Source organism: Paenibacillus xylaniclasticus (assembly GCF_004001065.1).
GTDB classification, from domain to species: Bacteria; Bacillota; Bacilli; order Paenibacillales; family Paenibacillaceae; genus Paenibacillus_T; species Paenibacillus_T xylaniclasticus.
In genome coordinates, this window is record NZ_BIML01000034.1 from 1 (window position 1) to 23,656 (window position 23,656).

22 protein-coding genes and 6 tRNA genes are annotated in these 23,656 nt (G+C 51.9%); all 28 read left to right on the forward strand.

Translation table 11 applies throughout. The features are described 5' to 3' along the window. Nucleotides 1–122 precede the first annotated feature (122 nt). The 28 genes from PXY01_RS19610 (at nt 123) to mgfK (ending at nt 23,653) form a co-directional block, all read left to right on the forward strand. Nucleotides 123–199: transfer RNA gene (locus PXY01_RS19610), tRNA-Met, on the forward strand. Nucleotides 200–208: 9 nt separating this feature from the next. Next, nucleotides 209–284, forward strand: a tRNA-Val gene (locus tag PXY01_RS19615). Nucleotides 285–297: 13 nt separating this feature from the next. Then, nucleotides 298–374 (forward strand) — tRNA-Asp (locus PXY01_RS19620). Between the two features lie 28 nt (nt 375–402). Beyond that, nucleotides 403–478, forward strand: a tRNA-Phe gene (locus PXY01_RS19625). 37 nt (nt 479–515) lie between these two features. After that, nucleotides 516–601, forward strand: a tRNA-Tyr gene (locus PXY01_RS19630). 12 nt (nt 602–613) lie between these two features. After that, nucleotides 614–689, forward strand: a tRNA-Lys gene (locus PXY01_RS19635). Nucleotides 690–850: 161 nt separating this feature from the next. Next, nucleotides 851–1,801: an MraY family glycosyltransferase gene (locus PXY01_RS19640; protein WP_127572441.1), complete on the forward strand. Its 951-nt coding sequence runs from the start codon at nt 851–853 to the stop codon at nt 1,799–1,801. Nucleotides 1,802–1,910: 109 nt separating this feature from the next. Further along, nucleotides 1,911–3,005 (forward strand): PucR family transcriptional regulator, encoded by a 1,095-nt coding sequence (locus tag PXY01_RS19645; protein ID WP_246028017.1) that lies wholly within the window; start codon nt 1,911–1,913, stop codon nt 3,003–3,005. A 93-nt stretch (nt 3,006–3,098) separates the two neighbouring features. Further along, nucleotides 3,099–4,220, forward strand: coding sequence for an ABC transporter ATP-binding protein (locus tag PXY01_RS19650; protein ID WP_127572443.1), 1,122 nt, complete (start codon nt 3,099–3,101; stop codon nt 4,218–4,220). A gap of 199 nt (nt 4,221–4,419) precedes the next feature. Then, nucleotides 4,420–5,358, forward strand: coding sequence for an HPr(Ser) kinase/phosphatase (gene hprK / locus PXY01_RS19655; RefSeq protein ID WP_127572445.1), 939 nt, complete (start codon nt 4,420–4,422; stop codon nt 5,356–5,358). Between the two features lie 87 nt (nt 5,359–5,445). Next, on the forward strand, nt 5,446–6,420 hold the full coding sequence (gene lgt, locus PXY01_RS19660; RefSeq protein WP_127572504.1) for a prolipoprotein diacylglyceryl transferase: 975 nt from the start codon (nt 5,446–5,448) through the stop codon (nt 6,418–6,420). Nucleotides 6,421–6,531: 111 nt separating this feature from the next. Then, nucleotides 6,532–7,209, forward strand: coding sequence for a pyrophosphatase PpaX (gene ppaX, locus PXY01_RS19665; protein ID WP_246028018.1), 678 nt, complete (start codon nt 6,532–6,534; stop codon nt 7,207–7,209). A 22-nt stretch (nt 7,210–7,231) separates the two neighbouring features. Beyond that, nucleotides 7,232–7,717 carry an acyltransferase gene (locus PXY01_RS19670; protein ID WP_127572447.1) on the forward strand — a complete coding sequence of 162 codons (486 nt, stop codon included), beginning with the start codon at nt 7,232–7,234 and terminating at the stop codon, nt 7,715–7,717. A gap of 48 nt (nt 7,718–7,765) precedes the next feature. Then, nucleotides 7,766–8,944 (forward strand): acyltransferase, encoded by a 1,179-nt coding sequence (locus PXY01_RS19675; protein ID WP_127572448.1) that lies wholly within the window; start codon nt 7,766–7,768, stop codon nt 8,942–8,944. Between the two features lie 307 nt (nt 8,945–9,251). Then, nucleotides 9,252–10,454: an ATP phosphoribosyltransferase regulatory subunit gene (locus tag PXY01_RS19680; protein WP_127572450.1), complete on the forward strand. Its 1,203-nt coding sequence runs from the start codon at nt 9,252–9,254 to the stop codon at nt 10,452–10,454. A gap of 29 nt (nt 10,455–10,483) precedes the next feature. After that, nucleotides 10,484–11,092 (forward strand): ATP phosphoribosyltransferase, encoded by a 609-nt coding sequence (gene hisG / locus PXY01_RS19685; protein WP_218028236.1) that lies wholly within the window; start codon nt 10,484–10,486, stop codon nt 11,090–11,092. A 227-nt stretch (nt 11,093–11,319) separates the two neighbouring features. After that, nucleotides 11,320–12,609: a histidinol dehydrogenase gene (hisD, locus tag PXY01_RS19690; RefSeq protein WP_127572508.1), complete on the forward strand. Its 1,290-nt coding sequence runs from the start codon at nt 11,320–11,322 to the stop codon at nt 12,607–12,609. Between the two features lie 153 nt (nt 12,610–12,762). Next, nucleotides 12,763–13,371: an imidazoleglycerol-phosphate dehydratase HisB gene (gene hisB / locus PXY01_RS19695; RefSeq protein WP_127572454.1), complete on the forward strand. Its 609-nt coding sequence runs from the start codon at nt 12,763–12,765 to the stop codon at nt 13,369–13,371. A gap of 5 nt (nt 13,372–13,376) precedes the next feature. Further along, nucleotides 13,377–13,982 carry an imidazole glycerol phosphate synthase subunit HisH gene (gene hisH / locus PXY01_RS19700; protein WP_127572456.1) on the forward strand — a complete coding sequence of 202 codons (606 nt, stop codon included), beginning with the start codon at nt 13,377–13,379 and terminating at the stop codon, nt 13,980–13,982. A 53-nt stretch (nt 13,983–14,035) separates the two neighbouring features. Then, complete coding sequence (gene hisF / locus PXY01_RS19705) at nt 14,036–14,794, forward strand: imidazole glycerol phosphate synthase subunit HisF (RefSeq protein ID WP_127572458.1); 759 nt, start codon at nt 14,036–14,038, stop codon at nt 14,792–14,794. Then, nucleotides 14,791–15,489, forward strand: coding sequence for a bifunctional phosphoribosyl-AMP cyclohydrolase/phosphoribosyl-ATP diphosphatase HisIE (hisIE, locus tag PXY01_RS19710; protein WP_127572460.1), 699 nt, complete (start codon nt 14,791–14,793; stop codon nt 15,487–15,489). Before hisF ends, hisIE begins: the two co-directional genes overlap by 4 nt. Nucleotides 15,490–15,549: 60 nt before the next feature. Then, nucleotides 15,550–16,356, forward strand: a complete 807-nt coding sequence (gene hisJ, locus PXY01_RS19715) for a histidinol-phosphatase HisJ (protein ID WP_127572462.1) — start codon at nt 15,550–15,552, stop codon at nt 16,354–16,356. 86 nt (nt 16,357–16,442) lie between these two features. Further along, nucleotides 16,443–17,393 carry a ribose-phosphate diphosphokinase gene (locus PXY01_RS19720; protein WP_127572464.1) on the forward strand — a complete coding sequence of 317 codons (951 nt, stop codon included), beginning with the start codon at nt 16,443–16,445 and terminating at the stop codon, nt 17,391–17,393. A gap of 130 nt (nt 17,394–17,523) precedes the next feature. Further along, nucleotides 17,524–19,284, forward strand: coding sequence for a tetratricopeptide repeat protein (locus PXY01_RS19725; protein ID WP_127572466.1), 1,761 nt, complete (start codon nt 17,524–17,526; stop codon nt 19,282–19,284). Between the two features lie 124 nt (nt 19,285–19,408). Next, entirely contained in the window at nt 19,409–20,356 is a 948-nt protein-coding gene (gene trxB, locus PXY01_RS19730) for a thioredoxin-disulfide reductase (RefSeq protein WP_127572468.1), read from the forward strand. A 365-nt stretch (nt 20,357–20,721) separates the two neighbouring features. After that, complete coding sequence (locus tag PXY01_RS19735; protein WP_127572469.1) at nt 20,722–21,672, forward strand: ROK family glucokinase; 951 nt, start codon at nt 20,722–20,724, stop codon at nt 21,670–21,672. Between the two features lie 87 nt (nt 21,673–21,759). Continuing rightward, the gene (rapZ, locus tag PXY01_RS19740; RefSeq protein WP_127572470.1) at nt 21,760–22,650 is read left to right on the forward strand and encodes an RNase adapter RapZ; all 891 of its coding nucleotides are present in this window, start codon (nt 21,760–21,762) and stop codon (nt 22,648–22,650) included. A gap of 13 nt (nt 22,651–22,663) precedes the next feature. Next, a complete protein-coding gene (mgfK, locus tag PXY01_RS19745; RefSeq protein ID WP_127572471.1) occupies nt 22,664–23,653 on the forward strand; it encodes a gluconeogenesis morphogenetic factor MgfK in 990 nt (329 codons plus the stop codon). The last annotated feature ends 3 nt before the right edge of the window (nt 23,654–23,656 follow it).

A 23,656-nucleotide genomic window follows, 5' to 3' on the forward strand; every position in this document is an offset into this window, starting at 1 on the left:
GGTTTTCAGGGTGTAATCACCAGACGGTAGAACGACAAGTGCGTTATATCGTAAGACTTACACGCAGCGCTTGGCGGCGCTGTAAACCTGATGGTTGTCCAATCCACAAAATGGACATGTGTGGCGGTGTAGCTCAGCTGGCTAGAGCATTCGGTTCATACCCGGAGGGTCGGGGGTTCGAGTCCCTTCGCCGCTACCACACCTATATGGAGGCTTAGCTCAGCTGGGAGAGCATCTGCCTTACAAGCAGAGGGTCGGCGGTTCGATCCCGTCAGCCTCCACCATATTTACAAACGCGGAGCCGTGGTGTAGAGGCCTAACATGCCTGCCTGTCACGCAGGAGACCGCGGGTTCGAATCCCGTCGGCTCCGCCATTTTTTTTGAAGAGAAAATTAAACATATGGCTCGGTAGCTCAGTTGGTAGAGCAGAGGACTGAAAATCCTCGTGTCGGCGGTTCGATTCCGTCCCGAGCCACCATATGATTCCTGAAGCTATGGCGCGGAAGGTTCAACATGGAGGATTAGCGAAGTGGCCAAACGCAGCAGACTGTAAATCTGTTCTCTGACGAGTTCGGTGGTTCGAATCCATCATCCTCCACCATTTTCTCATCAAGAGCCATTAGCTCAGTTGGTAGAGCACCTGACTTTTAATCAGGGTGTCGTAGGTTCGAGTCCTACATGGCTCACCACTTAACGAATAATCACCGCAGGCATTTGTCTGCGGTTTTTTCGTATTTATAAACAATAAATTGTCAAATAATAATCGACTTTATTCGAGTGAAAACGGAAAATACAGGGAACAATGAAGACGATCTCATATGAGCTACGCAATGATAAAGGAGTGCTACAAATGTCTTACTTGGCAGCATCGCTCATTAGCTTCGCCTTCATGTTCATCCTTGTTCCGATCTTTCGAGCGGTTGCAATGAAAACAGGGTTCGTGGACCGGCCTAACAACCGGAAAATTCATCATCAGCCAATCCCGCTTATGGGAGGCGCTGCGATCTATTTGGCCACGATCTTCCCGCTGTTACTGTTTGTCGGCACGACGCGGCTAAGCTTGGCTATCACTGCAGGAGGCTTGGTTCTTGTTGCGATTGGATTAGTAGATGATTATGCGAAGTCCCGGGGGCAAGACTTTCCTGTAGCTCCGCGTGTCATTGTATACTTAGGCGTTGCTGCTATGCCGTTGTTATTTGGTATTCGGATTGTGGGTATCTCTAATCTCGGTTCAGGGGGAATGGTCATTTTTCCGCATTGGCTGTCATGGGGAAGTACGATATTATGGGTGTTTGCATTGATTAATATGATCAATTTTATTGATGGAGTAGATGGTCTCGCCTCGGGGATTTCGACGCTTTCCTCCTTTACACTGTTCGTGACCGCATTAATTAAAGGACAGCCGGATACGGCGCTGCTGGCGATTATTCTTGGCGGGGCATGTATCGGCTTCTTAGCCTTTAACTTCCATCCCGCGCGTATATTTATGGGTGATGCAGGGGCGACATTTATCGGCTACTCGCTTGCTGTGATAGCCGTCGACGGTGCATTTAAAAGCGCTACATTCTTAACGATGATTGTGCCGCTGCTTGCCCTAGGTGTGCCGATTATAGATACCATCATCGTCATGCTGAGAAGGATGCTGACCGGCAAAGGGCTGCATCAGGCGGACAAGCTGCATTCTCACCATGTGTTGATGAGATGGGGACTGAACCAAATTCAAACCGTCTCGTTCTTATATTTAATTGCAGCTGTATTTTGTTTGCTGTCAATCTTACTATTAGTAGTGACGGGAGATTAATGGCGAATGTAAGCTGAAAGCATCCTCATAGTATGATACAATGACAAAAATATGTCATTTCAAAAGCAGAGTATTTAAGAGGCTTGGTGAACAGGATAGGAGATAGAAGATGAGCATGTCAGATTGGGAACAGCTGCAGCACATTTTGAACTGTCCGGTTCGGATGGAGGAGATCCCCGTTTCGGATCAACCTGAATGGGCGGGACTTGCGGCAGGAGCGGTTGTCGAGGATCAGACAGATAGCCTAACTATAGTTGTCGCGTTGGACAATGAAACGGTGAAGCTCTTAAAGGTCGGACGAGGCAATCTGAACGATACGGAGAAAGCGTTGATTTCTTGGGCCATATCGCGATATTCGCGACAGCATGCCGATAGTCACGCAGAGGTGGACGGAGGAACGGAAGCGGAGCGGAACGCACGGGCTATTGGAGAATGGATCATGAAGCAATTGGGTTCAGGCGGTTCAGAGCCTATGCCAGACAGCCTTTCGCAGGACGGGCGGCTCTATACCGAGATGATCCCCTTTCTTCTAGAGACGGAGCAGACAGCGGAGCCGTCAGCATTCGGCGATCTGCAGAGACTGCTCGATTCATTCCTTAACGAGGATGTTATCGTTATCCCATTAAAAGGGCAGGAATGGCTAGTGCTTGCTCCTGTAGTTCTTGTCCGAGATACATTAGATGAGAAGGACGAGCAATCAGAGACGCTGGAGGAAAGTCTTGCTTCCATCGGTTCAGGGCTGCAGGAGATGCTGGCAAGCGAATGGATTGGCGAATGTCATCTTGCTGTAGGGCGGCCAATGAAGCCGGTGAAGTCAGTTGTACAGACGGTGACGCTGCTCCGTGAAACGATTGAGCTCGGACGGATATTTGAATTGGGAACAAGCATTCATCTGCCATGGAACATGCATTTGGAGCGTTTGCTTGCAAGTATTCCTGAAGCGATTAGACAGCGGTATGTCGAGCAAGCGCTCGGAAGATCTGACGTGTTCATGGAGACGGAGACCTTATATACGCTAGACACTTTCTTTGCTTTGGACTGCAATGTAAGCGAAACAGCCAAGAAACTTTTCATTCACCGTAATACGCTCCTATACCGATTGGACAAATTAAAGCAGGAGACTGGACTTGATGTTAGAGTGTTCCGGGACGCTGTTCTGATGAAGATTATTTTACTATTGTACAAATTCACGAAAAGGACTTAATTTTTTTGTAGGGAATGTGCATAGTCATATCGACTCTCCTAGGTTAAGATAGGTTCATAACGAAATCATTTTAGATTTAGGGGGAAATGACTCATGGCAGGCGTACGCTTAGAGCATGTGTACAAAAAGTATCCGGGTTCCGATAACGCATCCGTTAAAGATATCAATCTCGACATCAAGGACAAAGAATTTCTCGTACTCGTTGGCCCATCGGGTTGCGGTAAATCGACGACACTTCGGATGATTGCCGGCCTTGAAGAAATTTCCGAAGGCAAGTTGTTCATCGGCGACCGTCTGGTTAACGATGTAGCTCCTAAAGATCGCGACATCGCGATGGTATTCCAATCCTACGCCCTGTATCCGCACATGAACGTGTATCAGAACATGGCGTTCGGTCTGAAACTGCGCAAATTCAAAAAAGCGGACATCGACAAACGCGTTCGTGAAGCCGCTAAAATTCTCGATATTGAGCACCTGCTCGACCGTAAGCCGAAGGCACTGTCCGGCGGTCAACGTCAACGTGTTGCTCTCGGCCGCGCAATCGTACGTGAGCCGCAAGTATTCTTGATGGACGAACCACTCTCCAACTTGGATGCTAAGCTCCGTGGCCAAATGCGCGCGGAAATCAGCAAACTGACGAAACGTCTTGAGACGACGACGATCTACGTAACACATGACCAAATCGAAGCAATGACGATGGGTGACCGTATCGTCGTTATGAAAGACGGCGTCATTCAACAAACGGATACGCCAGAAGTACTGTACAACCATCCGAAGAACCTGTTCGTAGCAGGCTTCATGGGTGCACCAGCAATGAACTTCATCGGTGGTACGCTTGCTGAGCAAGGCGGTACGCTGCGCTTTAAAACGAACGGTGTTGATGTAGCTGTTCCAGAAGGCAAAGCTAAGCTGCTCCGTGAGAAAGGCTACGTGAACAAAGAAGTTATTCTCGGCGTTCGTCCGGAGGATCTGCATGAGGAGCCAGTATTCCTGGAAGCATCCCCTGACACGATCGTTACGGCACACGTTGAAGTTGCAGAGAACCTTGGTCACGAGATGTACCTTCACCTCAACGGTCTCGGTTCGCAAACTGTTATCGCTCGTATCGATGGCCGCGCTGGTGTCATGAGCGGTGCAACAGTGAAGCTCGCACTCGACATGAACAAAGTTCACCTGTTCGATAAAGAGTCTGAACTGAACATTCTTGAGAACTAATTCTCGTTTCTTACAGAACAGTCCCGATGCTGATGCTTAGGGACTGTTCTTTTTACGAATACGGGTGCATTACGTGAAGAAATGTTGATAAATGGGATAATTCACATATTGCTCAAAAGAAGAGGGCCTAACGTTGCGTTTGGCTCCTTTTTCATTTACGATGAAGACAATGGAAAAACGGCGAGGGGGCAGCTTTAGGATGGCCAAGAAGGTAAAAGTGGCGGAACTGGTGCAAACGTTCCAGCTCGAAATATTGACCGGCGAAGACGGACTTCGCCGTACGATTACGACAGATGATCTGTACCGGCCGGGGCTGGAGATGGCTGGATATTTTCATTATCATCCGCGCGAGCGCGTTCAAATTCTCGGCAAGACGGAGCTGACATTCCTGCAGACGTTAAGCGCAGAAGAGCGTACGGAGCGGTTAGGGCGGCTGTGTAACGAGGAATCTCCGTGTATTATTATTACGAGGGGCATGGAGGCGCCAAGCGAGCTGCTCGAACAAGCGAAGGCGGCTAACATCCCGCTGCTGCGCAGCGGACTTGCAACGACGATTTTGCAAAGCCGGGTGACGAACTTCCTAGAGCGGAAGCTTGCGCCGACTGCGACGATCCATGGCGTACTCGTCGACGTCTATGGGATTGGAATGCTGATTACAGGCGGCAGCGGTATCGGTAAGAGCGAGACGGCGCTTGAGCTCGTTAAACGTGGTCACCGGCTCGTCGCTGACGATGCTGTAGAGATTCGTCAGACGTCGGATGGACAGTTGCATGGCTCGGCGCCGGAGCTGATCCGCCACCTGCTCGAGATTCGCGGATTGGGCATTATTAACGCGATGACGCTGTTCGGCGCCGGAGCGGTGCGTAACACGAAGCGGATTGGTCTTGTCATTAAGCTGGAGAACTGGCAGCCAGAGAAGCAGTACGATCGGCTTGGGCTGGATGAAGAGACTACGCGTATAATCGACACGGATGTTACGCTCGTTACCGTTCCGGTAAGGCCGGGACGCAACTTGGCGGTTATTATCGAGGTAGCGGCGATGAACTACCGCTTGAAACGGATGGGCTATAACGCTGCCGTTCAATTCACGAACAAGCTGACAGAGACGATTGCTGACGATATGGACGATTACGAATAAGACAATGCACGGTGAACAAATCGCTGCAGTCAAGCAAGCATAAATCTCTAAAGGAAACAACTGTAAAGGAGAATCGACGCTACTATGTTGGACGTGCACACGCTTCTGCTTAATCCGATAGCATTGGATCTTGGGTTTATTAGGGTTCATTGGTACGGCATCATTCTCGGCCTAGCGGCGCTTGTCGGCTTATTGCTGGCAATCCAAGAAGGCAGGCGGTTCGGACTAACGCCGGACTTCTTTATGGACCTGCTGTTGTTCGGCGTACCATCTGCTGTCATTGTCGCGAGGTTGTATTACGTTGCCTTCAAATGGAATGAGTACAAGAATGACCCGATGTCAATCTTCGCCGTATGGGAAGGCGGTATTGCGATCTATGGAGCACTTATCGGGGCGTTCGTATGCGGCATTATTTACGCCCGAAATAAAGGATATAGCTTTTTGCGCATAGCCGATATTTGTGCTCCTTCGTTGATTGCAGGTCAATTAATTGGCCGGTGGGGCAATTTCGTCAATCAGGAAGCATACGGCGGACCTGTTGAAGAGTCGTTCCTTCGGGATACGCTGCATTTACCGGGCTGGATTGTGAATCAGATGAACGTTGAAGGTGTATTCCACCATCCTACGTTTCTCTATGAGTCGTTGTGGAACTTGGTCGGTATTATTATTTTGTTCGTCATTCGTCGTCAGAAGTTTTTGCTCGCAGGTGAACAACTGGCTGCATACTTTGTCTGGTATGCTATTGGTCGCTTCTTCATCGAAGGACTGCGGACGGACAGCCTCGCCTTCAGCGGGGCAGATTGGATTGCTAGCTTCATGGATGCGCTTTGGTCGCCAATGATCGCTATGGGCTTCACGGCCGGTTATTTGCCTCCGATTGAAGGTAACATCCGTATCTCGCAATTGGTCAGCGTAATTGTACTGTTCATAGCGGTTGTTGTTGTCGCTACACGTCGTCTATCCGGCTCATACTGGGTTCGTTATGCTGATCCGATCGTGTCGACGAAACCGCAGAAGCTGGTTAAGCAAACGGATGGCCCGACGGATATGGCGAATGGCTAATCAAATCGTAGTATATGAATTGTAAACTGTCGGCTCCGCCGGTCTGCCCTTAGAGGCGGCTGGGGGAGCTGCTTTCGCTGGCGCGGAGGGAAGGAGAAAATATTGAACGCGATGAACAATAGTCAACCCAATACAAGCATGTCACGGACTCAGCCGCAAATAAAGACGATGCTGTTCGATCTTGATGGCACCATTTTGGATACGAATGAGCTTATTATTCAATCTTTTCTTCATGCGTTGGATGGATATGTCGAGCCAGGCTTTGGGCCCGAGCACATTATTCCGTTAATGGGCCAGCCGCTCATTAAGCAGCTGCAGCATTTTTCCGGATTAGAGGATGTGGCTCATCTGCATGCGAAATATCGCGAGTATAATTGGAAGATACATGATCAGTATGTTCGATTGTTCCCATACGTCCATGAGGTGCTCGCGGCGCTGTATCAGAAAGGGATTCAACTGGGTGTCGTAACGACGAAAATTCGGATGACGACGGAGCGCGGCTTGACGTTTACCGGGTTGAAAGATTACATCAGCTGTATGGTCTCGATCGAAGATGTGCAGCATGCGAAGCCGCATCCGGAGCCGGTGCTGCGAGCGCTGGAACTGCTGGGAGCGGATCCGGAGACGACAATGATGGTCGGAGACAGCGCCGTTGACATTGAATCTGCCAATGCGGCGGGCGTTATATCCGTCGGCGTCTCATGGTCGCTTAAAGGCGAACAGATGCTTCGGAATGCGGGCGCGCAATACGTCATTTCGGATATGCGGGATTTGTACCAATTCGTCTGACAGGAACAGGAGAGAGCGATTGATGAGTCGGAATGTAGAGCGGTATAAGATGGAGGGGCCGAACGCTCTGTGGCAGGTGTATCATACAGTCAGCCGGTTCAAGGCGGTACGTAATTTCATCGCCATACAATTGGCTCGGTATTGTCCTTCCCTTCCGCTTAAAAATGCCATATACCGGAAGGTGCTCGGCATGAAAGTCGGGCGGGAGACGGCGTTCGCCTTGATGGTGATGGTAGACGTGTTTTTTCCAGAGAGAATAGAGATTGGCGACAACAGCATTATCGGCTATAATACGACCATATTGACACATGAATATTTGATCGGCGAATACCGCATTGGTCCAGTCAAGATTGGCAATAACGTGCTTGTCGGCGCCAATACGACGATATTACCGGGCGTAACGATCGGTGACGGTGCCGTTGTAGCGGCGGGGGCGGTCGTCCATAAGGATGTTCCAGCCGGCGCGTTCGTAGGCGGCAATCCGATGCAGCTGTTACGGAAGCCGTAATAGGACCTGTAAATCTATTCTATAGCGATCGAAGGAAGGTTCATCAACTTGTCTACCCGGAAACCTGTTGTTCAAGAATTAAACGTCTTGCGGGGAATTGCGATGCTGGGAGTGCTGACTGTTCACTCCACTTCATCGGCCGTTGTGGCATTGAACGAGTCCTCTTGGTTCGGATTATATAATACGTTTAATGTGCTGGCCCAGTTCTGTGTACCGGCTTTCATATTTTTGACGGGATTCGTTCTAATGTACAATTACAGCGATCAGAAGCTGGGATGGCAGTCACTCGGCACTTTTTACCGCAAGAGATTGCTATACATACTCGTGCCATATGCGTTAATCTCATTAATGTATTTAGGCATTAAACAGTTGTATACCATTCGTGCAGGTGGTGACTTAGATCCGCTTGCCATTATGAATGATTATTGGCATTACTTATTAACCGGTAAAGCTTATACGCACTTATACTATATTGTGATTACGGTTCAATTGTATGTAGTTTTTCCTCTGCTTCTCGTTGCACTCCGCAAGGTCCGTAACCGCGGCTTCTGGCTGGTGGCTGTGGGCATTGCGATACAGGTTGCATTTTATTATGCGAATCGGTATTGGCTGCACGTTCCGTCGAAGGGCAGCGTGGCGCTGACGTACGCTGGTCCGTTCCTGCTCGGCGTATATGCTGCATTTAATTATGAGAAGATGGACAAGTGGATTAACCATCGTATGCCCGTATGGCGGACGATGATGTGGCTGCTGTGGACCGCTTCTGCAGTCGTTCTCGTAACCATATGGCATCGGTATCGGACAGGTGATCATACCTATCCATCCGAAGCATTCGAGTTCGGTTATGAGGCGTATACGCTGCTGACGATACCGATCTTGCTGTTAATTAGCGGTTGGATTCGAAGTCTGAAGAGCCGATGGCTGGAAAATCGAATGAACGATCTTGGCGGTCTGTCGTTCGGGATCTATTTGATTCACCCGTTATTTCTTCTAGCGTACCGAGAGCTCATCCCACAGCCGGGTATGCCTTATTTATATGTTGCCTGGGTGGCAGGCTGCTTCATAACGGCACTAGTTGGATCGCTGCTCGTCCTGCTCGTTGCATTTCGTATTACTGGCTGGTCATGGCTCGTGTTCGGTCAAGTACCGGCGAAATTCCGAAAGCCCGCTGCCGGATTGGCGGGCAATACAATGAGTGGCGGCAGTGGTGTGAGCCAGTCAGGATAATATCCTGCGCGAAGTTACAGGATATGGTCAAATGGTCAGCCTTAGCAGGCTGGCTTTTTTGATGATGACAGCAGCTGGAGGCCGCTGCTAATGGACGGATTTCCTCCGCCAATAAAGGGGCTTGGAGCAGGTTGTGCATCCCTTGACTGATATCGTTTACACATGGTAAACTTACGACTAGTCTTTCTTTTGGTAGTATGGTAACATGGTATCGCTTTAACGCGTTAAAGAATTATACTTCAATACAATAAAACTCGCGGAGTTACTTACGGTGGCGCCGTGAACAATAGATAAGAGGTGTGATCGTATGTCGAAACCGAAGGTGTTCGAGAAGCCGATCGGGGTTAAAGATTATTTGCCACATGCGGTAGCGAAGCTGCGTAAGGTGGAGCGGCAGGTGCTTGATTGTATGAGTCGTTGGGGCTATGAGCAGATCGTGACGCCGACGATGGAATTTTACGATACGGTTGGGGTGGCAAGCTCGACGTCGGATCAGAAGCTGTTCAAGCTGTTGAACAACCGCGGGACGACGCTCGTGCTTCGTTCTGATATGACAGCGCCGATTGCTCGCGTCGTCTCGTCTCTGTTGAAGGAGGCGCCATTCCCTCTGCGACTGTCTTATCATGCCAATGTATTCCGTGCGATTGAAGAAGAAGCGGGACGTGATGCTGAGTTTTATCAGACTGGCGTGGAGCTTGTCGGCGACCCTTCCGCAGAAGCGGACGCAGAGGTTGTCGCTCTGGCGATCGCCTCCCTCAAGGCTGCTGGGGTAGAACGGTTCAAAATTGCGATCGGACATGTCGGCTTCTTGAACGGTCTGTTCGAGGAGGCGCTGCCAGGTCAGCTGGATGCACAGGAAGCGCTCAAATCATGTTTGCTTGGTCGCGACTATGTCGGCTATCGGGAACGAATTCGCAGCTTGTCGTTGGCGGAGCCTGTTCAACGTGAGCTGGAAGGTATCCTCCGTCTGCGGGGCGGACAGGAAATTTGCGATCAGGCGATGGAGCTGAGCGGGGATGCGACAGCGAAGTCGGCAATCCGTCATTTGTGTGAGATATGGGATGTACTGAAGGCGTATGGCGTATGCGATCACGTGCTGATTGACCTGACGATGATTGGTGATTTCTCTTATTATACGGGGATGACGTTCGAGGGTTATGCTGCGGATCTTGGATTTCCGGTTGTAAGCGGCGGACGCTATGACAATCTATTAACGCAGTTCGGCCGCCCGGCGCCGGCTACCGGCTTTGCGATTAAGACGACTCGGGTGCTGGAGCTGCTGGACGGCGAAGAAGATGAACAGCCTAAGCGCGTATGCATTGGCTATGATGCGGCAGGCCGTGAAGCGGCGTTAGCAGAAGCGCAGCGTATGCGGACTCAAGGTGTTGTCGTTGTGACAGAGCGCATCGAAGCGGGTGATGCCGATACTTTTAAGGCTCGCCGAGAAGGAGTTGCGGACGTTGCCGTATTCGTTGGTGCAGAACGATCGAAAGGGGAGCAAGCGAAGTGAGCGGACAGCAGGAGATTTTGAAGGTAGCAATGCCCAAGGGGCGCATATATAAGCAGGCGTCGAAGCTGTTCCGTGAAGCGGGACTGCCGATCCCTGCCGATTTCGACGATACACGCAAGCTGATAATTGAAGTGCCGGAAGCGCATATGGAGTTTATAATGGCGAAGCCGGTCGACGTACCGACTTACGTTGAATATGGGGTAGCGGATATCGGGATCGTAGGCAAGGACGTACTGATGGAGGAAAATAAAGACGTCTACGAGCTGCTCGATCTCGGGATTGCCAAGTGTCGCATGTCCGTTATCGGACTGCCGGATTGGAAGCCGGTCATTAACCCGCGCGTTGCGACGAAATATCCGAATGTAGCTTCCCAATATTTCCGCGAGCTTGGTCAGCAGGTGGAAGTCATTAAGCTGAACGGCTCGATCGAGCTGGCACCGCTGATCGGCCTTGCGGACCGGATTGTCGATATGGTCGAAACCGGCCAGACGCTGAAGGAGAACGGGCTCGTCGAGATGGTGCCGATCTTCGGAATTACGAGCCGGCTGATCGCGAATCGGGTCAGTTACCGAATGAAGAACGATCAGATTCAGAAGCTGTGCGATCGGCTTCAAGCTACGCTCGCGGCGCGAGCGTAAGAGCTGGCCGCGAGAGCGGCACTTGCCGTTACAGCGCTCGGATAGCAGGACGACGAGCGTGTGTAGCAGAATAATTGTATAATTTTGCGAATGAATGGCTGAACGGATGAAACGAACAACAGCAGGCTTGATACGTGAACGAGCGTTACGAAGGCATAACGGATATAGACTGCACGGGCAAGGCCGGGTGCCGGAAGCCGGGCAAGAGAGTAAGGGGGATGGAAGCTATGCGTATTATGCGAGCAGAGCAATTTAAGCTGGACCGACAGGTCGAATACGGCACGCCAGAGCAAAATGAAGCGGCCCGTACCATCGTGGAAGCGGTCCGGGCCGAAGGGGATGCGGCGCTGCTTCGGTATACAGAGCAGTTCGATCGTGTGAAGCTTGATGCTGCGTCTTTGCGCGTGACGGAGGAGGAAATTCAAGCGGCGTACAGCCAAGTTGATGGCAAGTTCTTGGTTGCGATTCGGGAGGCGGCGGCGAACGTCCGCAAGTTCCATGAGAAGCAGATGCGCTCCTCGTGGATTGACATGCAGCCGGATGGTACGCTGCTTGGACAGGTGCTTCGTCCGCTCAAGCGTGTCGGCGTCTATGTGCCGGGCGGCAAGGCGGCTTATCCGTCGTCGGTGCTTATGAATGTGATTCCGGCTCAGGTAGCCGGTGTTCCAGAGATCGTTATGGTGACGCCACCGGCAACCGGCGGCGAGGAAGGCATTAATCCTTATATTCTTGTTGCGGCGGCTGAGGCGGGCGTGAAGGAAATGTACCGAGTAGGCGGAGCTCAAGCGGTAGCAGCGCTGGCATATGGTACAGAGACGATTGCCCCAGTCGATAAAATTACGGGCCCGGGTAATATTTATGTCGCGCTAGCGAAGCGCGCGGTGTTCGGCGTCGTCGATATCGACAGCATTGCCGGACCGAGCGAGATTGCGGTGCTTGCTGACGACACGGCAGATGCCTCCTATGTTGCGGCAGATCTGCTGTCGCAGGCAGAGCACGACGAGATGGCGTCTGCAGTGCTCGTAACGCCTTCACAGCAGCTCGCTGAGGCGGTCGCTGCCGAGGTAGAGCGCCAGCTTGCGCTGCTGCCGCGTGAGGCTATCGCGCGCCGCTCGATTGACAGCTACGGCGCCGTGCTTGTTGTCGACTCGCTGGAGGAAGGCATTGATATTATTAACCGGATGGCGCCGGAGCATCTTGAGGTGTTGACGGCCGATCCGATGGCATTGCTTGCGCGTATTGAGAATGCGGGAGCTATTTTCCTCGGGCCGTACAGCTCTGAGCCGGTTGGCGATTATTTTGCAGGTCCGAACCACATTCTGCCGACGAACGGAACGGCTCGGTTCTCCTCGCCTGTCAATGTAGACGACTTCTTGAAGAAGTCGAGCTTAATCTACTACAGCAAAGAAGCTTTGCTGGCTAATGGCGATAAAATTATGACGCTCGCGCGCCACGAGGGCCTTGAGGGCCATGCCCGCGCTATCGAAGTACGCCTTGAGAAGGAAGGCGGCCAATAAGCGGCGTGCTTTCGGTCTAGCGACAAGCCGTGGTGTCATTGCGTCGACGTATGATGTACGAGCTTGGCAGGCGGCCGGCGCGCTGGTGTGACACAGAAAGTGATGCAAGAGCATGAAGTATATAGATCATCGATCAAGAAAAGAGGGCTATTCATGGCGGACAATGTGCAAAATGCAGTACGCGCTGCTGAAGTGGCGCGCAAGACGAATGAAACCGACATTAAGCTGGCATTCGGCGTCGACGGTACAGGCAAAGTAAGCATCGACACGGATGTACCGTTTCTGAACCATATGCTTGACCTGTTCGCGAAGCATGGTCAATTCGATCTGACGGTCGAGGCGCGCGGCGACGTCGACATTGATGATCACCATACCGTCGAGGATATCGGTATCTGCCTCGGTCAGACGATTGCGACCGCTCTGGGCGACAAACGCGGCATTAAACGTTATGCCAGCGTGTTCGTGCCGATGGACGAGGCGCTTGCGCAAGTCGTCATCGATCTGAGTAACCGTCCGCACTTTGAATATCGTGCGGAATATCCATCTCAACAGGTCGGCAGCTTCTCGACGGAGCTCGTGCACGAGTTTCTGTGGAAGCTTGCGCTCGAAGCACGTATGACGCTTCATGTTATCGTACACTACGGCCAGAACACTCATCATATGATTGAGGCAGTCTTCAAAGCGCTCGGACGCGCTCTTGACGAAGCGACGAGCATCGATCCACGCGTACAAGGAGTGCCTTCGACGAAAGGAGTGCTGTAAATCTGATGATCGCGATTATCGATTATGGCATGGGCAATTTGCACAGTGTTAGCAAAGCGGTCGAACGACTCGGGTACGAGTGCATCGTAACGAGCGACGCCTCGGAGATTCTTGCAGCAGATGCTGCGATACTGCCAGGTGTCGGCGCATTCGGCGATGCGATGGACAATTTACGCTCTACCGGCCTTGATGCTGTGACGAAGCAGTACGCGGCTTCAGGTAAGCCGATTCTTGGCATTTGCCTCGGCATGCAACTGCTGTTCAGCGAAAGCGAGGAGTACGGCATGCATACCGGTCTCGACTTGCTGCCTGGCAGCGTCGTCCGATTCCAAGGGGACTACAAAGTGCCGCACATGGGCTGGAATAAACTGTCGTTCCGTCAATCTTCTCCGCTGTTCGAAGGGCTGGAGGAAGGGCACGTCTACTTCGTTCACTCCTATCATGTAAAGCCGAAGCTTGCGAGCGATCTGCTGGCAACCGTCGATTACTTCCAACCGGTCACGGCGATCGTTGGACGCGGTAACGTATTCGGCATGCAGTTCCATCCAGAGAAAAGCGGCGAGCTTGGCATGAAGCTGCTTGAAGGCTTTCTCGGACTGACGAAACGGTAAGCTGCTTATTAGCAGCATTCAATATGAATCCTATTAAGGAGGGAGAGATCGGCATGTTGGCCAAAAGGATTATTCCATGTCTCGACGTCAAAGACGGCCGCGTCGTTAAAGGCGTAAACTTCGTAAACCTGCGCGATGCCGGTGATCCCGTCGAGCTGGCAGCAACATATGACCGCGAAGGTGCGGATGAGCTCGTATTTCTCGACATCTCGGCTTCGGTCGAAGGACGGGCGACGATGGTTGAGGTCGTTAAACGTACGGCAGGCGAAATCACGATCCCATTCACAGTTGGAGGCGGCATCTCGCACGTCGATGACATGAAAAGGCTTCTCCGTGCAGGCGCGGACAAGATTGGCATCAATACGGCGGCGATCCGTAATCCGCAGCTGATCTCCGACGGAGCTCGCAAATTCGGTTCGCAATGTATCGTCGTCGCGATCGACGCGAAGTTCAATCCGGAATGGGGCGAGTGGGAAATCTTTACGCATGGCGGCCGTAATGGCACGGGTATTCGGGCGCTCGAATGGGCGCGCGAAGCGGAGCGTCGCGGAGCGGGCGAGCTGCTGCTGACGAGCATGGACGCTGACGGCACGAAGGACGGCTTCGATCTGAAGCTGACGCGGGCTGTATCGGAGCTTGTGAGCATTCCGGTTATCGCCTCCGGCGGCGCGGGTCAGGTAGGTCACTTCTACGACGTGTTCACAGAAGGCAAAGCTGATGCCGGTCTTGCGGCGACTATTTTCCACTACAAAGAAATGACGATTCAAGAAGTGAAGGATGATCTGAAACGCAAAGGGGTAGAAGTACGATGAGCGACAATGTGAAGACGCCGTCTATACCGTTCGAGGAGCTGAAGCAGCGGATCAAATGGGATAAGGATGGCTTAGTCGGTGCTATCGTGCAGGATGCGGTCAGCAAGGAAGTCGTTATGTTTGCTTATATGAACGCAGAGTCGCTGAAACTGTCGATCGAAAGCGGGGAGACCTGGTTCTGGAGCCGCTCGCGCAGCGATCTGTGGCATAAGGGAGCGACAAGCGGACATACGCAGCAGATCCGTTCGATCCACTACGATTGTGATGCCGATGCGCTGCTCGTACGAGTCGATCAGAATGGTGCAGCTTGCCATACCGGCCGGTACTCGTGCTTTTTTAATCCGATCATTGAAGAGAAGGCGCCTGCTGAGTCAGAAGGCGGGGATCGCTTCCGTATGTTAAACGAGCTGGAAGCAATCGTAGCGAAGCGCTATGCTGAACGTCCGGAAGGCGCGTATACGACGTATTTGTTCGAGAAGGGTCTCGATAAAATATTAAAAAAATTCGGCGAAGAGTCGGTAGAAGTCATTATTGCGGCGAAGAATCTCGACAACGACGAGCTGCGGAGCGAGACGAGCGACCTGCTGTTCCACTTGATGGTGCTGCTGCGCGAACGCGGCCTTTCACTTGATGAAGTGATGGCGGAGCTTGGGAAGCGTCATAACCAGCCGACCACGAATAAAATGAATCGTTAAGGACAGCTTGTCCGTACGATACGAGTGGCAGGATGCGAAAAAGCCGGAGGTAACAAGCCAATGCTAATTGATTACCATACACACCATGAGCGCTGCGGCCATGCCGTAGGCAGGCTGGAGGAATATATTCAGCAGGGCATCGCAATTGGCCTGTCCCAGATCGGCGTATCGGACCATATGCCGCTGCTGCACGTCGATCCGGCGACCTATTATCCAGAGATGGCGATGCCGATGGATGAGCTGCCGCGCTATGTAGAGGAAGCGCTCGCGCTGAAGGAGAAGTACAAGGGGCAGATTGATGTCCGCGTCGGCTTGGAGGGCGATTATATCGAAGGCTCCGAGGAGAAGATCGAAGCGATTATTCAAGCCTATCCGTGGGATTACGTCATCGGGTCGGTTCATTTTCTCGGAACGTGGGATATAACGGATTTCCGGCAGACGCACGGCTGGGAAGGCAAAGATCCGATGGCAGTATACGAGCAATACTACGATGCGGTCATTAAGGCGGCTAAGAGTGGATTTTATGATTACATTGGCCACATTGATGTCATCAAGCGTTTTGGCTTCAAGCCGGACGCAGATGTGACGCATCTGGAGAACGCTGCGCTGGAAGCGGTTCACGACGCTGGGATTGCGATCGAGCTGAACGCCTCCGGGCTTCGGCATGACTGCAAGGAGATGTTCCCAGGGCCGAGAATGCTGCGTTACGCTCAGCAGCTTGGTATTCCTATTACGCTCGGCTCGGACGCGCATCAGCCTGATAGACTGGCTCAATACTTGGAACAAGCACGGGAACAATTGAAAGATGCAGGTTTTACGCAGTTGGCGACGTTTGAGCGCCGAATAAGAACGATGATTGATTTTTGAAATATTCGATAATCGATGTATAATGAATACTGTCGAACAGGCAGTCTAAAGTAAAACTATGTGGTTCAAACGCTCAGGAGGGTATCATGTTAAGCGACAAGTTGCGCATTTTTTCGGGTTCGTCTAACCCGAAATTAGCCGAGAAGATTGCAGAGGAGCTAGGGCTTCAGCTCGGCGCCATCAAGCTTTCCCGGTTCAAAGGCGGCGAGATCTATGTCAACTACGAAGAAGGGATTCGGAACTGCGATGTATTCCTTGTGCAATCCCTCTCGCATCCGATCAATGATCATTTCGTTGAACTATTGATTATGATCGATGCAGCGAAGCGGGCCTCCGCTCGGACGATCAACGTCATTATGCCGCACTACGGTTATGCTCGCCAAGAACGGAAGGCTGCGCCACGTGAGCCGATCTCGGCGAAGATGGTGGCAGATATTTTGACAACCGTTGGCGCAAACCGCGTGGTAACGATCGACCTCCACGCACCGGCAATTCAAGGCTTCTTCAACATTCCGGTTGACCATTTGACGGCGCTTGATACGATCAGCGATTATCTGAAGAAGAAGGACATTAAGAATCCGATCGTTGTGTCACCGGATGCAGGCCGTGCATCGACGGCTGAAATGCTGGCCAACTACTTGGATTGTCCTTTTGCAATGATGATCAAGAAGCGCCCTGCACACAATGAATCGGTCATTACGCATGTTATCGGTGATGTCGAAGGCAAGACGCCAATCATTATTGAAGATTTGATCGATACCGGCAGTACGATTATCAACGTTGTTGAAGGATTGAAGGAACGCGGAGCCGAGGATGTTTACGTCTGCGCAACGCATCCTTTGTTCTCAGGCAACGCCCTGCAGCGTTTGGATCACCCGAATATTAAAGAAGTTGTCGTTACAGACTCGATCGTGCTTCCGGATATCCGTCCGGCGCGCTTCACGATTCTTTCAGTTGCTCCAATGCTGGCTGATGCCACGCGGATCATCATTGAGGGCGGATCGATCAGTACGCTCTTTAAGAACGCCGGCGTTTAGTCCGGCCCCACGTCGAAATCGCGGGACGCGTCATGCGCCCGCGATTTCCGCTTTTTCCAACCTGTAACGTTGAGCGGCGCTGTGATATAATCGTGACAACATAAGATGATAACGGGAGGTGCCTTGCACAATGACTAAGAAGGAGCGAGCGGTTTCGGGCAAGCCTGCCAAGATTATTCCCATTCAATGGGACGCGACATACTTCTTCGAGCGGGCCGTTCGTTCGTTGGATCGCTATCATTACGACAAGGCACTGAAAAATTTTCGGCGAGCCGCACAGTTTGAGCCGGATAATCCAGTGAACCATTGCAATATGGCGGGGATATTGTCGGAGCTTGGCAATTATGAAGAATCGAACAAAATATTAAAGTGGATTGTGGACGAGCTCGATCCATCGATGACGGAGTGCCATTTCTATATGGCGAATAACTATGCCAACATGGAGATGTACGAGGCGGCGGAAGCTTCTCTTGTCCATTACTTGGAGGAAGATGAGGAAGGCTATTACATTGAAGAAGCGGAAGAGATGATGGATCTGCTGACGTTCGAGCTGGCGAGGCCGACGAAGCAGGCGAACGTCAAATCGCTCGGAGGTATGCGGGAGCATGATAGGGCCAGGGCTCTGCTTGAGGAAGGGAAGTTCGCGCAAGCGGTCAAGCTGCTGGAGGACATCGTTGATCGTTATCCGGATTTCTCGTCTGCCCGGAACAATCTTGCGCTAGCCTATTATTATATGGGCCAGTTCGATAAAGCGATGGAGACAATTTTGAAGGTGCTGGAGCTGGATGAAGGGAATCTTCATGCACTCTGCAATCTTGCAATCTTCTATCAGCATATGGGTGAACGAGAACGTCTCGCTCGACTGCTGGGGCAGCTGCGCAAGACGTTTCCGTTCCATCAGGAGCATTCGTTCAAGCTGGCGACGACGCTGGGTATACTTGGTGAGCATGAGGGAGCCTACCGCCAATTTGTCCGCCTAATTCGCACAGATGGCATGAGCGACGCCAGTCTATACCATTATGCTGCGGTAGCGGCTTGCCAGACGAAGCGGTACAGCGATGCGGAGCGGCTGTGGCAGCAGTGCCGCACGTTAGATCCGGATACAGAGGTTGCACCATATTACCTTGACTACCTGGCGCGCATAAGAGCGAGCGGACAACAGCCTGCTCCGATCAGCTATCACTACCATCTTCCGTTTGAAGAGCAGATGAAGCTGTGGGAGCGACTTCCCGGCGAAGTCATTCCGGAGAAATTTAAGCGGGACCCGCTTGTTCGTTCGTCGTTCTTCTGGGCACTGCGCCATGGTGACCGCGCGACGAAGCTGCAGGTCATTCAAGCGTTCGCTGTTATTGGAGACGAAGAGGTTCGGGAAGCGCTGCAGGCTTTCTTGCGGGAACCGGATGAAGATGATGATCTGAAGCGGATCGCGCTGCTTGTGCTTCGTTCATTGGGTGAGACAGAGCCATTTGCGGCGATATTCGGCGGCGAAGCAGCGGTTGTAGAACCAAGTCGAATACCGACGAGGCTTCCCGTGTGGGAAGCTAGCTGGCAGAATGTGGTCGACGAGGCATTAATGCAAATGCGTCCGCGTTACGATCTTGTGCAGCAGCATGATCTACTGACCCTGTGGATTGAATTTTTGTCCCGTATCTATCCAGATGTGCCTAAGCTGGGCAAGGCGGCTGGATGGGCGGCGGCGCTCGAATATTGGACGGCGAAGATGCACAGTCAGTCCATTACGTTGGAAGAGGTTGCGGGACGATACGGAACGTCCACTGCGACGGTTAGCAAGCATGCCAGACGCATTGATGAGGTGTGCGGTATTCGAGATAAAATGCGTTCTGCCAATGAAATGCTGCGAGTGCAGCCGGTAGAGGGCAGCAATGATTGATGCCGCGAGAGAGCGGGTATCCTATAAATGAAGAATGGTTCCAATGCTAGTGACACCTACGATTGTATACAGCCAGAAAGCAGCGGACGATAAGCGGAAGCGGCAGCCGACCAGGAGGGGTAATATGTATAAATCGATCATTATCGGAACAGGTCCGTCTGGATTGACGGCCGCGATCTATCTGGCGAGAGCTAATCTGAATCCGCTCGTTATTGAAGGACCGGAGCCGGGTGGACAATTGACGACGACGACGGATGTAGAGAACTTCCCAGGCTTTCCTGAGGGTATTATGGGCCCGGAATTGATGGCTAATATGCGTAAGCAAGCTGAGCGTTTCGGCGCTGAATTTCGTACAGGCTGGGTGAAAAGCGTCGATGTGTCTGAGCGGCCTTTCAAGCTGCAGGTTGAAGGACATGGCGAGCTCGTGGCCGAGACGCTGATTATTTCGACGGGTGCATCGGCGAAGTATCTCGGCATTCCGGGAGAGAAGGATAATGTCGGACGGGGCGTAAGCACGTGTGCGACATGCGATGGCTTCTTCTTCCGCGGGAAGAAAATCATCGTCGTCGGCGGTGGTGATTCTGCAATGGAGGAAGCGAATTTCTTGACTCGCTTTGCGACGGAGGTTGAGCTCGTCCATCGGCGCGCTGAGCTTCGTGCATCGAAGATTATGCAGGATCGCGCTCGCGAGAACGAGAAAATTCGTTGGAGCTTGAATAAGACGCCGATTGAGGTTGTAGCGAACGGAATGGGCGTCACAGCGCTGAAAGTGCGTAATAACGAGACAGGCGAAGAGGAATTGCTCGAGACGAGCGGTATATTCGTTGCCATCGGACATACACCGAATACGGGCTTCCTAGGCGGACAGATTGAAACGGACGAGCATGGATACATTAAGGTCAAGCCGGGATCGACCGAGACGAATGTACCAGGTGTATTCGCTTGCGGCGACGTGCAGGATAGTAAGTATCGTCAAGCTATTACGGCTGCGGGCAGCGGCTGCATGGCGGCTCTGGATGCCGAGAGGTTTCTTGAGGGACACGTAACGCAGGATTGGAGCGTCTCATTGTAACGACAGTATATGGCTCTCTTCGAATGTCAGGCCGGATGCGCTATATGAGCGCGCCCAGCAGACATTCGACGGGAGCTTTTTTGCTGGGAAGCCGTAATATTAGTATGCTGTACTAGGATGATCGGCCTTATATAGAAGACGGCAGGCTATGGAATGTGGAGAGGTTAGGTTTATAGAAGATGATATATTCATGCGATTTGACAGGTTCAATAGACGTTCTGAATGGTGGAGAAGGTGAATAAGGAAGCGCTTCCTTGCTGGAATGGCGCTCTTTTGTTCCAATTTGGATCGCCTTGACCTATCAGGGGCATTCGCTTATAGTGAGTAAAAGAGATGTTTAACTTTGTGAACGAGGTGGGCAAGTGATGTCTGAGCAAATATACGTTGGAGTCGATATCGGGGGAACGGCTATTAAAGTAGGCATCTGTAACTCGGTAGGCGATCTGCTCCATACGTATGAGGGACCGACTGAAGTCGACAAGGGAACGGAGACGATCCTTCGCAATATCGCGGATTACGCTAAGCGGATCGTAGAGCAATCGGCCTACGAATGGGAGCAAGTCGGAGGAGTAGGCGTCGGTATTGCCGGTTTCTTGGATATCCCGAACGGCATCGTCAAGTTTTCCGCGAATCTTGGACTGCGCGACGTCCATTTGAAAGCCTATCTGGAGCAGCAGTTAGGTAAGAAGGTACTGATTAATAATGATGCGAACGTAGCAGCGCTTGGCGAAGCATGGGCTGGCGCTGGCAAAGGCGTAGATCAATGCGTATGCTACACGCTTGGAACAGGTGTAGGCGGAGGCATTATCATAAACGGCAAAATATATGAAGGCTGGAGCGGCATGGCGGGTGAGCTTGGACATATGCAGATTGTGCCGGATCTTGAAGCGATTCAGTGCGGCTGCGGCAAAATGGGCTGCCTGGAGACGGTATCGTCCGCGACCGGTATTATTAAGATGGCCAAAGACGCGGTAGAACGCGGTGATCGTACTTCGTTGTCCCTTGAAGAGCAGATTTTGGCGAAGGAAGTGTTCGATGCGGCGAAGGCGGGCGACGAGGTTGCATCCCGTATCGTGAACCGCGCAGCGTACTATCTTGGCAAATCGATGGCTTCAGTAGCTGTCGTACTGAATCCGAAGCGATTTATTATCGGCGGCGGTGTGTCTAAAGCCGGCGAGTTCTTATTTGAACAGATTCGTCAAGAATTCCGTAAATATACGCCGGAGGTTATTGCGGAGGACGTGGAGATCGTCCCGGCCATTCTTGGTAACGACGCAGGCGTTGTAGGCGCGGCAGGACTCATCCTCCGCTCGTAGCAGCAAGTATAAGACAAAGCAGGCTGACCCGCCCTTGCCGGCGGGTTTGTCCATGATAAGGCTGGTTGTGGGAAAGGAATGATATAAATGGATAATGAAACGATGCAAGTTGCCAAGCTCGTCATCATTACCGGTATGTCGGGAGCCGGCAAGACGATTGCCGTGCAGAGCATGGAGGATCTCGGATTTTTCTGCGTGGATAATTTACCTCCCGTACTCATTCCAAAATTTGCGGAGCTGATTGAACAATCGAGTGGCAAGATTGGTAAAGTTGCGCTCGTGATCGACCTGAGAGGCAGAGAGTTTTTTACGGCGCTGTCAGAATCTCTGAACTTCATTAAGGAGCATTACACGATAGGCTGTGAAATTCTGTTTCTCGATGCGACAGATGCCGTGCTCGTTCAGCGGTACAAGGAAAGCCGCCGCAGACATCCGCTTGCGCCGGACGGAATGCCGCTTGATGGGATTGGCCTGGAGCGCCGCATGCTGGAAGATCTCAAAGGGATGGCGACGCAGGTCATCGATACGAGCAGCCTAAAACCAGCGCAGCTGAAGGAACGGATTGTATCACGCTTTACGAATACGGAACGTACCGGCATTAACGTGAATGTTATATCGTTCGGCTTCAAGTATGGCATTCCGATTGACGCGGATTTAATCTATGATGTGCGATTCCTGCCTAACCCGCATTATATCGAGCATTTGAGACCGAACACGGGACAAAATCCGGATGTATATGAATATGTTATGAAGTGGCCGGAAACCCAGGCGTTTCTAACCAAGCTGCTTGATATGCTGAACTTTCTTATTCCGCTGTATAGGAAAGAAGGGAAGAGTCAGGTTGTCGTCGGCATTGGCTGTACGGGCGGGAAGCACAGGTCCGTGGCAATTGCAGAATATTTGGGCCGAATGCTCGGAAGCAGTGATACAGAGACGGTGCGCGTTAGTCACCGTGACTCCGAGAGGGATCGGCATTAAATGAGGTGCATGAATGAACAGCAGCGAACTATCGGATAAGGACAAACCCAAAATCGTCGTCATCGGCGGGGGGACCGGCTTATCCGTTATGCTAAGGGGCTTGAAGGAGAAGCCGCTTGATATTACAGCCATCGTTACAGTGGCCGATGACGGCGGCAGCTCAGGCATCCTTCGCAACGAGTTGCATATCCCGCCGCCCGGCGATATCCGGAATGTGCTGCTTGCTCTTGCCGATGTCGAACCGCTGCTCGGCAAACTATTTAATTACCGGTTCAACAACGGGAGCGGTCTAGCTCCTCATAGTCTCGGCAATCTCATGCTGGCGGCGATTACCGATATTTCGGGAGATTTCGTTTCCGGCGTTCGAGAGCTAAGCCGGGTGCTCGCGGTCAGGGGGCGGGTGCTGCCTGCAGCAGGTCAAGCGATCGTATTGAAGGGCGAAATGTCCGATGGTACGATAGTAACAGGAGAATCGATGATTCCGAAGGCAGGAAAAGCGATCAAGCGGGTTTTCATTGAACCTGCTGACGTGGAGCCGCTGGAGGAAGCGGTGGAAGCGATACAGGAAGCAGATGCGATCTTGATCGGACCGGGCAGTTTATATACGAGTATCATACCTAATTTGCTCGTTCCGAAGCTTGCAGACGCCATAGTCTCATCGAATGCGCTCAAGATGTTCATCTGTAACGTGATGACGCAGCCGGGAGAAACGGACAATTATTCGGTCGGCGATCATCTGGACGCTATCTACACGCATATTGGCTATCATCTATTTGATTATGTTATTGTTAACAATGGCGATATTCCGGAGCAGGTGCAGAGCAAATATGCCGAGAAGGGCGCGAAGGCCGTCCATCTCGATCTGGAGGAAGTACAGAAGCGCGGCTATAAGGTTATTGCCGATAAGCTCGTGCTGTTCCGGACCTATTTGCGGCATGATGCCGATAAGTTAAGTCAGCATATTTTTTATCAGGTACAGAACTGGATGACACGGAAGAGGTGATAC